The sequence below is a fragment of the Bacillus sp. ISL-46 genome (assembly GCF_018613205.1).
In genome coordinates this window covers 1-9167 of record NZ_JAGGQR010000032.1, presented here as the reverse complement: position 1 = coordinate 9167, position 9167 = coordinate 1, and the positions used below count along the sequence as shown (strand labels likewise).

The following is a 9167-nucleotide window of genomic DNA, read 5'->3' as shown; positions in this document are numbered from 1 at the left end:
TTTGTATTTATGAACATTCATACCACATGCTCTTTCCATGACTACTTCCATTTAAAACATCCTTTCTACGGCAATGAATATTATTGGAGGCTGGTGCAGCAACCAGAATAGGATTAATCTACCATGTGTGCTTCCCGTAAGGGAGCGACAGTCAGTGGTGCACCGTGGTCGTTGGAGTCAGACTAACGGATGGGCTCTAAAGCACCATAGTTCATCGACCTTCCTCTCCAGCCGTAGAATCAGTATTGACGGTTTAACAATATTTTCATTCTCTGTGGTGAAGAGCTGGTTTTTAGCGATTCATGGATGGCTAACGGGTGCTTTTCTTGAATAAAGAATTACACCCCTCTGTAAAAATACAAAAGGACTCCCTGTAAATAGGGGAGTCCTAATGCATGTAGTAACTTCTCGAATATTAGAAAAGTTTTTATGATTATACAATTTATTGCATTAAAATTCAATAGGTTTTTTCTGGTACGATCAACGTTAGATATAAATTCATTAGAATTTCCTATTGGGAGCAATACCTGGAATCGTTGTTGTTATAGTCTTTATGAAAGTGTTTATATTCCTCTGTGAAAAATTTTCGGACAATCCAAAAACATAAAGATTAACGTCACTAGATTAATCTATCCTGCGTGCTTCCCAGGGAGCGACAATTTGTGGTGCACCTGGTCGTTAAAAATCAGTCTACCATGCGGGCTCGAGGCACCATAGTTGAACGACCTTCCTTCGCCAGCCTATAAAAAGGATTGACAGGTACAATGAAAACTAGACGGGATTATGAATCATTTTCATTCATTTGATGGTGCCGCAGCGCGGCATGATTGTCTACCATGAAAATAAATTTCTTCAAGATAAGAAAAATGACAAAACTTAAAAAGACCCTGCTCAATCGTTAAAAAAAAGAGGAGAGCGATAATTAATAAGTCTATGGATTAGGGTTGACTGGATTAAGGTCAGTATCAGTATTGACACTTCCTAACCATTTTCATTCTCTGTGGTGCAGCACTGATTTTGTGCTGCATGGATGGCTAACGGGTGCAAGAGGTTAAGAACAGAACTGTCATTTAGGCAGCTTTTTCTTGTTCCACTAACAGGGCAGGTTACTTCAATAGTAGTGAATAAATTGATTAAGTCACCGTTCAGCCAACATGGTTATAAGCTACAATTATAAATGATGATCTTCCTTAAAAGTATCGATAAAGCCTGTGCACTCTTGGAAAGATGACGTTCCCTTAGCCGTACTATACCAACAACAGATTGAAAAGTTGCATCAAGTATAACTAGCATCTTAATCTCCGAAATCGGAAAGGAAGACATCACTGACTTTGGTAGAATAGTAGCTCCCATACCAGGGACTACTAACGCGATAATGATCGCAACACTTAAGCATTCACAAACAATATTCGGCTCGAAGCCGGTGTTGTGTTGGAATTTTTGTTTAGTAAACAGATTTTACAATTTCAAAAAATTGGTTCAGTGAAATAGAAATTGTTTTGATCGTCGGATTAAGATGGACGCCTTGTTGTTATAAGTTTTGTTCGCTGCGTATTTTATTGAGTAATACCTGGCAGCCAGCTGAAACAAGACGATAGGTTTCATCAAAATAACCTGTATAAAATGGATCGGGGACATCTTTCCTGTATTTGGTCAGGTCGAGCAGCCTAATGATCTTTGGATGGTTAGGCTTGCCGGTTATCCTGTAAATATTTTTTATGTTGCTTTCGTCCATACCGATAATATAGTCGAATTTCCAAAAGTCTTCTTTCTTTAGTCGGCGTCCAACAAGCCCGTTAGAAGAGATATTGTATTTCTTCAGAATATCAAGAGTTCCTTCGTGCGGAGGGAAGCCGATTTGCCATGAACTGGTTGCAGCGGAATCAACTGTGATTTTGTTTGTCAAATTTTCTTTTTTGACTAAGTTGCGAAACGAAACAAAGCTTCAGCCATCGGTGAACGGCAAATATTCCCCAGGCATACAAATAAAACGTTGATCATGTACTTAACCTCTTTAATTGATCTTATTTTTTCATTTTAATAGTCTTTTTTGAAATGAATTATGTATTTACAAAATAGTGGATTGGACAGGTGTGTTGTTTTGCACACCTTCAGCCGTTATTGGGGTCTTTTAATACCAAGCTGCTCCAACGATGATAAGAAATATAAACATACAATGATTAGAGCAAAACCAGCTCCGTAAGCACCATCTGCCATGTACACTGCCTTCTTTTCGTTCGTAATCACAAAGTATGTACAAAACAGAAAAATGGAACGGCGCTAGTGCTATTTTTAGAGACTGTTTCCCAAGAAATCCTTGTGATTTGTCTTTATTTATTTAGTGTTAAAATAACTCTTTTTTGTGTAACAGCTGAATTGCGAAGAACTTCACTTAAGCTAAAGGGGGCTTTCCTTAAAATCTGGCCGCTAATTACGGCAGCCTTTTTCTTATTGAACTAAAGGGCAGCATTCCTGTAATGAAGAAATATGAGGTTTGAAAATAAAAAAGCCCCTTGGTAAGATATGAGTGTCCAAAGCTTGGCGGCAAAAAGGACACAAACATAATTACTAGGAGGCTATTTAAATGAATTATAACCAAAATGAAAAGATTGCTCAAATTATTTCTCAAACATTAATTATAGGCGTTGATATTGCTAAATACAAGCATGTGGCAAGAGCCCAAGACTTTAGAGGCTTAGAATTTTCGGCACCTTTATACTTTGAAAATACAAATTCTAGCTTTAACTGTTTCATAGAGTGGAGATAAAAAGTTAATGGATCAAAACAAAATGGAAAAAGTGATTGTAGGAATGGAGCCGACAGGTCACTATTGGCTTAATTTAGCTCACTTCCTTATGGGGAAAAATATCAAGTTTGTAGTTGTAAATCCTATGCATGTAAAGAAGAGTAAAGAGTTAGATGATAATTCTCCAACTAAAAATGATGTAAAGGATGCAAGAGTTATCGCACAGTTGGTCAAAGACGGGAGATATGCTGAACCTAATATTCCACAAGGAGTATATGCAGAACTTCGTGTGGCTAGAAAAATACGTGATCTCCTATCTGTTGATCTTCAAGCAGTTCAAGGGCAAGTCCATAATTGTATAGACCGCTATTTTCCAGAGTTCCTTACGGTCTTTAAAGATTGGGAAGGTAAATCTGCTATACAATTATTAAAACTAAATTTATTGCCACATGAGTTAGTAGATCTCCCTGAACAAGAGATACTAGTACATCTTCGAAAAGCCGTTAAACGTGCAGTTGGGCTCAGTAAAATAAAAGAACTAAAGAATGTTGCAGTTGCTTCAATTGGCATTCGGGAAGGTTCTGATATGGCTAAGTTAGAGCTTCGCACTTTAATAGACAAATATTAACTAATAAATGAAAAGTTCGAAGAACTGGAATCTAACATAGATAAACTTCTTGAACAAATTCCAGGTGTTGAACAAATGTTGGCTATTAAGGGAATAGGGAAAGACACGGTTGCAGGCTTATTTTCAGAGGTAGGAGACCTAAGATACTATTCCCACCCAAGGCAGATTATCAAACTAGCTGGGCTTAGTCTTAAGGAAAATACATTAGGAAAGCACAAAGGACAAACCAAAATTACCAAGAGAGGAAGGAAGACTCTACGAGCTCTCCTCTTCCGAGTTGCAATGCCTTTGGTGGCTAAAAATACTGCTTTTAAGGCTTTACATGAGTATTTTACAAAACGCCCAAATAATCCTTTGAAGAAGATGCAATCTCTATTCGCAATATGTAATAAACTCATACGCATTCTGTTTACCATCGGTAAAAAGCAGTGTGAATTCAGTGAAGAACGTATGTTAAGTGACATTCCTCATATGGCAGCAATACAGATTGCAGTAACTTTATTTTCTTTTCATTGATATTAATTACTGGGTTAATTGTTATAAACATTTGAAGCACGGATTAGTCAGTAAAACAACTAAAGTACGGGCAAGGACCCTGTCGGGCAGCATGACTGACATCCACCTCATGGAAAGGTTGGACGAAGGAATTTTGGAGCAAAGACTCTGTGAGAAATGGGAGGGTTGACCTCCATGAGAAATGTGGAGATCCACAAGTGCGACCATACTTTACCTAAATATCCACCTTTTGGATAAGGTTGGTTTGGTAGCTATTAATCGTTTTTTCACTTTGTACCCAAAATTATCCATTAGTACACAAATCTTCCAATATTCAAATGAATTTTAAAACAGACTACTGCGTAATTCGGAGAAAACAAGAGAAATCGGGAGATTCACCTTTCTATATAGAGGGAGGTTCGTTATATAAAAAACAGACAGAAAAAAATTATTTCTGTCTGTTCTGATTCTTAGAATGAGTATGATTCTCCGTCATCTGGCACCAAAACATTTGATGAGATTCCATTTTCATTAATGAAACTTTTCAATGCTTCTCTCGATAATGTCCAATGATTGACAGCTTCCATATGAACAGAAATAATGTTTGCATTAGGGGCAGTTTTGTAAACTTCATAGATGTCTTCTTTCCCCATAACTAGCGAACCACCTTGTAGGAATTGATTATCTCCACCGTTTACAACAATTATTTCTGGGTTATGTGTTGCAATTACTTCTTGGACCGATTCATACCAAACTGTATCTCCAGCAACATATAAAGTTTTCTCATTTGTGTGCTTGAAGACAACACCACACACTAGACCAGCATGCTTTAATATTTCTCCTCTTCCATGCTCGCCTTTTGTTTTGATTAATTGGATACCTTCAAAAACTGTATCTTCTTTTAGAACCTCTACATTTTGAAACCCATTGTTTCTAATTATTCCAGCATCTTCTTCATTTTGTACAAACATTTTTATATCTTTTGGCAAAACTTTTTTGGCGGCATCATCATAGTGATCTAAGTGTAGATGAGTTACAATAACAGCATCAACATTATTGATAATATCGTCAATGGAGGTTGGTAAACTGACTAAAGGATTATTTTGATCTTGCCTTAATGAATTGGGAAAGGGCGGATAAGTACCTTTCTCAGACAAAAATGGATCTATTAAAAACTTCTTCCCTGCATATTGGACAACTAATGTTGCATTACGAATTAATTGTATATTCATATTCTTTAGCTCCTTTTTTTTAATGTACATATAGTTTATAATAGGACCGCTTTATACTTACATAGATAAAATCAAGTCTTTTTGCGGTTTCACTTGATTATTGAAAGGAATTGAATAAATGTTAGATAGCACGGATATGCGAATCATAGATGAACTTTCCAAGAACAGCCGTATTACGATGAAGGAATTGGGTGAAAAAGTCCATTTGACTGGACAGGCTGCTTCAGCCAGGGTTGCGAAGTTAGAGGATAAAGGGATTATTGAGGGGTATAGCATTAAAGTCAATCAAGCAAAAATGGGGTATTCTGTTCACGCAATTATACATATTTATACGAAAAGCACGAACCATCAACCTTATTTGTCGTTCGTTATAAAACAAGAACATTACGTCATAAACAATTACAAAATCAGTGGAGAAAGTTGTTATCTTCTCGAATGCCAATTTCCATCCAATGAAATATTAGATGAATTTTTGACAGGCCTAAGTAATTATGTGAGCTATAAATTATCGATTGTAATTAGTAAATAATACATCAATACAAATGAATTTAATAAATTAATTCACATAAACTACCGGGGGCTTAAGTTTAAAAAATGGTTGCTGCGCAGCCTTTTTTCTTGTCCCACTGACAGTTCAGGGAGTTTAAGAATGATTGTATTACAGAGAGCCAAAGTAGCCTTAATATTCTTTCTAATTAACACTATTCCATTAATAATCTCCATTGTTTCCGGTAAAATGATATGCTATATTATCAACATGACTTATTAAAGAGATTTAATAAGTTTTTTGATTGATACTTATTAAAGTTCTTTAATAAGTCCATTTTAATAGGCGGTGACCCTTATGAACACGACTCCAAAATCGATGGGGAAGGAAATCCTTCGCGGTATTCGTAAATCTCTTTTAGAACTTGGCAGTGCAACAAAAGTTGAACTTAGCGATAAATTAGAAATTAGTTTCCCTACCATAAGTAAACTCTTAACCCAGATGGAAAAGGACGGTGAACTGATTTCAGTAGGTCTTGATGATTCGAGTGGTGGAAGAAGGGCAAAAAGATATACATATAATCCAGAGTATATGTTAGGTTTGGCATTCTTTTTAGAGAGGACAGAGACAAATTATATTGTTTTTAACTGTTTAGGTGAAGTGAAGGATGTTGGAAAAACCTCAAGTCTCTTAGTGGATGTAGATTTAAGATTACTAACCGAATGTGTTGAAGAGATACTGGAGAACTATCCAAAAATCAGTTCTATAGCCATTGGGGTTCCTGGTTCCGTAGATAATGGACGGATTATTTATATACCAGGGTATGAACACCTTCAAAACTTCGATTTGAAGGGATACTTGGAAAGTCGTTTCTCAATACCTGTTGTTATAGAGAACGATATGAATGCGGCGGTGCTTGGATATCACGACAGTATGGGAAATAAGAAAGATAAATCCCTTGTTTATTTATATTCAGGTCAAAATGGTCCAGGTGCTGGAATTATGGTAAATGGAGTCGTGGTACGAGGCAGCACTAATTTTTCAGGAGAGGTTTCATTCGTTCCACAGTACGATAACCAAAATTTTGGCCAGGCTTTGCAAAATGAAAACAGGCCTAAGGCAGCATTTATATGTGAGGAATATGAGATTGACGCCATTAGCAGATTAGTAGCTTCCTTTGTAGCTATTATTAATCCTTATACCATTATTTTTTGCGATGATGAAGTCAACCAATTTATCCTAGACCAAATTTTAGACCGAAGCGCAAAGTATATTCCAGCAGAGCATCTTCCAGAACTTATAATGAGTGATTGGAAACAAGATTATTTATTTGGATTACAAAGTCTTGGCCTTGATCTCATGATCACCGGAATAAACAGCCAAGACAAATCAATACCTATTATAAAAAATTAAAAGGCGGGGTTATAATGGCTACATTCTTTTTAGTAATTATCTACATGGCTTTTATCAGCTTAGGTTTACCTGATTCATTGTTGGGAGTGTCATGGTCTTTGATGCAATCGGAACTTGGAGCTCACTTTGAGACAGCCGGTTTGCTTTTTATGACAATCGCTGGAGGAACGATCATTTCCAGTTTTGCTAGTGGAGTTGTACTTAAACGCTTCGGAACGGGCATTGTCACATTTTTCAGTTGTTTAATGACTGCTGGAGCACTGCTTGGGTTTCAATTTGCTCCTTCGCTTTTTTGGTTATTTATTTTTGCCATACCACTTGGATTAGGTGCAGGTGCAGTTGATTCGGGATTAAACAATTATGTAGCGACACATTACAAAGCACACCACATGAGTTGGCTTCATTGTTTTTGGGGAGTTGGGGCTACACTTGGTCCCATTATTATGGTTCAGTTTATTTCAGGGCAACATTCTTGGAGAAACGGGTATCTTGCCATTGCTGGTCTGCAGTTTGTATTAGTTGTCATTTTTTTCTTCACTTTGCCTTTATGGAATAAGGTTAGAGGAAACAGCATTGAGATCTCTAATGAGACAGAAAATACAGATGATGGATTACATGGAGGAGATGCTAAAAACCGAAAACCTTTGCAAATTAGGGGAGTTAAGCTAGCTTTGATATCTTTCTTGTTTTATTGTGGTGCAGAGGCAACGATGGGACTTTGGGGAAGTAGTTTCCTGGTAAATGTTAAAGAATTATCCGTAGATGCAGCGGCAAAATGGGTTTCCTTGTATTACGCGGGTATCACAATCGGAAGATTTATTACAGGCTTTATTACCATGAAAATAAGTAACCGTACGCTCATTCGGGTAGGGCAAATAATAGCATTAGCTGGTGCCGCATTCCTACTCCTACCATTGCCGTCGACTTTCTCGCTTGTCGGTTTTATTATGGTTGGATTAGGATTGGCACCGATATTTCCGTGTATGTTGCATGAAACGCCAACACGATTTGGGCAGGAACATTCCCAAACAATCATGGGGTATCAAATGGCCGTTGCTTATACAGGTAGTACGTTCCTGCCGCCACTTCTTGGTTTCATTGCAGCACACTCGACAATAGGAATCTTCCCATTTGTCATTGCAGGTTTTATTGCAATAATGCTCTTGGGTTCAGAAAAATTAAATATCAAATTGAATAGAAACAATTTATTAAGTGTAAAAAAGAAAAACTCCACAGTAATTTAATGTATAAAGGGTTATCCTTATTCAGTAATCTGCTATTAATTGAAGAAGAATGGATTCCAGAAGATCGCCATTAGAGTCGATCTTTTTTCTTTGTCACTGTTTCAGATAAAAGAGTTACTATTTGAAGCACTGGAACCCAATGTATTGTGATAATATTTTATGAATTGGAAAACAATAGTGCTTAGGAAAGGAGGGATTGAGAATGTCTGTGAAAAATTGGTTAACTGGATTGGTCGTTATGCTTGCGATGATTGTGGTTATGACAACTCCAGCCTCACTAGATGTATTCGCTGAATCCGGCGTCGTAACACAGCCTGTTGAGACAGTGAAAGCGATTGAGGTCGAGTTGAACGATGATTACTTTAATCCGAAAGTCATCACTATTCCGAATGGAAGAACGACAAAGTTGATATTGAAAAACCAAGGTAAGAAAGAGCACACCTTCACAGTGGAAAAGCTCAGTATTGACACCGAAGTCCAGCCGGGAAAAGAAAAAACCATTACCGTGAAACCGAAAAATCCCGGTACATATGACTTGATATGTAGGTACCATTTCAAGGAAGGTATGGCTGGAAAAGTAATTGTCAAATAACAAGCAGGGCCAATTGGCCTTGCTTGTTTAATAGGCGACACTGTAATGATTCACAATTTTCATTTTAAAAACAGCCAGTTTATCTAACTGGCTGTTTCAGACTGTCGACAAATCCGAAAAACTTGGGTTTGCCGGCAGTCTTTTTTATGTCTTTGTTAATTTGTTTGTTGATTTGCGCTCCAGGCGCTTCGCTTTCCGCGGGCGTAGCGGGGAGCCTCCTCGGCGCTTAAGCGCCTGCGGGGTCTCCCCTGCTTCGTACTCCCGCAGGAGTCTTCGCGCCTTCCGCTCCAATCAACAAGTTATAAAATCAATAATGACCTTTAAATCAGT

7 protein-coding genes and 2 pseudogenes are annotated in these 9167 nt (G+C 37.4%); 6 read left to right on the top strand and 3 right to left on the bottom strand.

Annotated elements, in window-relative coordinates:
* Positions 1-154 precede the first annotated feature (154 nt).
* Positions 155-334, top strand: coding sequence for a hypothetical protein (locus J7E67_RS16760; protein ID WP_214732408.1), 180 nt, complete (start codon positions 155-157; stop codon positions 332-334).
* 824 nt (positions 335-1158) lie between these two features.
* On the opposite strand, the gene J7E67_RS16755 is transcribed toward J7E67_RS16760, so the two are convergent.
* Together J7E67_RS16755 and J7E67_RS16750 are read right to left on the bottom strand one after the other, a co-directional pair.
* Positions 1159-1455, bottom strand: a complete 297-nt coding sequence (locus J7E67_RS16755; RefSeq protein ID WP_214732409.1) for a LysR family transcriptional regulator substrate-binding protein — start codon at positions 1453-1455, stop codon at positions 1159-1161.
* A 76-nt stretch (positions 1456-1531) separates the two neighbouring features.
* Positions 1532-2001 (bottom strand): annotated as a pseudogene (locus J7E67_RS16750) (low molecular weight protein-tyrosine-phosphatase).
* Positions 2002-2584: 583 nt separating this feature from the next.
* On the opposite strand from J7E67_RS16750, the pseudogene J7E67_RS16745 reads away from it, so the two are divergent.
* Positions 2585-3890: pseudogene (locus J7E67_RS16745) on the top strand (IS110 family RNA-guided transposase).
* A 449-nt stretch (positions 3891-4339) separates the two neighbouring features.
* Here the strand turns inward: J7E67_RS16745 and J7E67_RS16740 are convergent.
* Positions 4340-5101 carry an MBL fold metallo-hydrolase gene (locus J7E67_RS16740; RefSeq protein ID WP_214732407.1) on the bottom strand — a complete coding sequence of 254 codons (762 nt, stop codon included), beginning with the start codon at positions 5099-5101 and terminating at the stop codon, positions 4340-4342.
* 118 nt (positions 5102-5219) lie between these two features.
* Here J7E67_RS16740 and J7E67_RS16735 point away from each other — a divergent pair, with 118 nt between their 5' ends.
* The 4 genes from J7E67_RS16735 to J7E67_RS16720 all read left to right on the top strand — a co-directional run bounded on the left by J7E67_RS16735 (position 5220) and on the right by J7E67_RS16720 (position 8837).
* The gene (locus J7E67_RS16735) at positions 5220-5630 is read left to right on the top strand and encodes an Lrp/AsnC family transcriptional regulator (RefSeq protein WP_214714366.1); all 411 of its coding nucleotides are present in this window, start codon (positions 5220-5222) and stop codon (positions 5628-5630) included.
* 315 nt (positions 5631-5945) lie between these two features.
* Complete coding sequence (locus J7E67_RS16730; RefSeq protein ID WP_214714368.1) at positions 5946-7001, top strand: ROK family transcriptional regulator; 1056 nt, start codon at positions 5946-5948, stop codon at positions 6999-7001.
* 14 nt (positions 7002-7015) lie between these two features.
* Positions 7016-8245 (top strand): MFS transporter, encoded by a 1230-nt coding sequence (locus tag J7E67_RS16725; protein WP_214732406.1) that lies wholly within the window; start codon positions 7016-7018, stop codon positions 8243-8245.
* Between the two features lie 202 nt (positions 8246-8447).
* The gene (locus J7E67_RS16720) at positions 8448-8837 is read left to right on the top strand and encodes a cupredoxin domain-containing protein (RefSeq protein WP_214714372.1); all 390 of its coding nucleotides are present in this window, start codon (positions 8448-8450) and stop codon (positions 8835-8837) included.
* Positions 8838-9167: the final 330 nt, after the last annotated feature.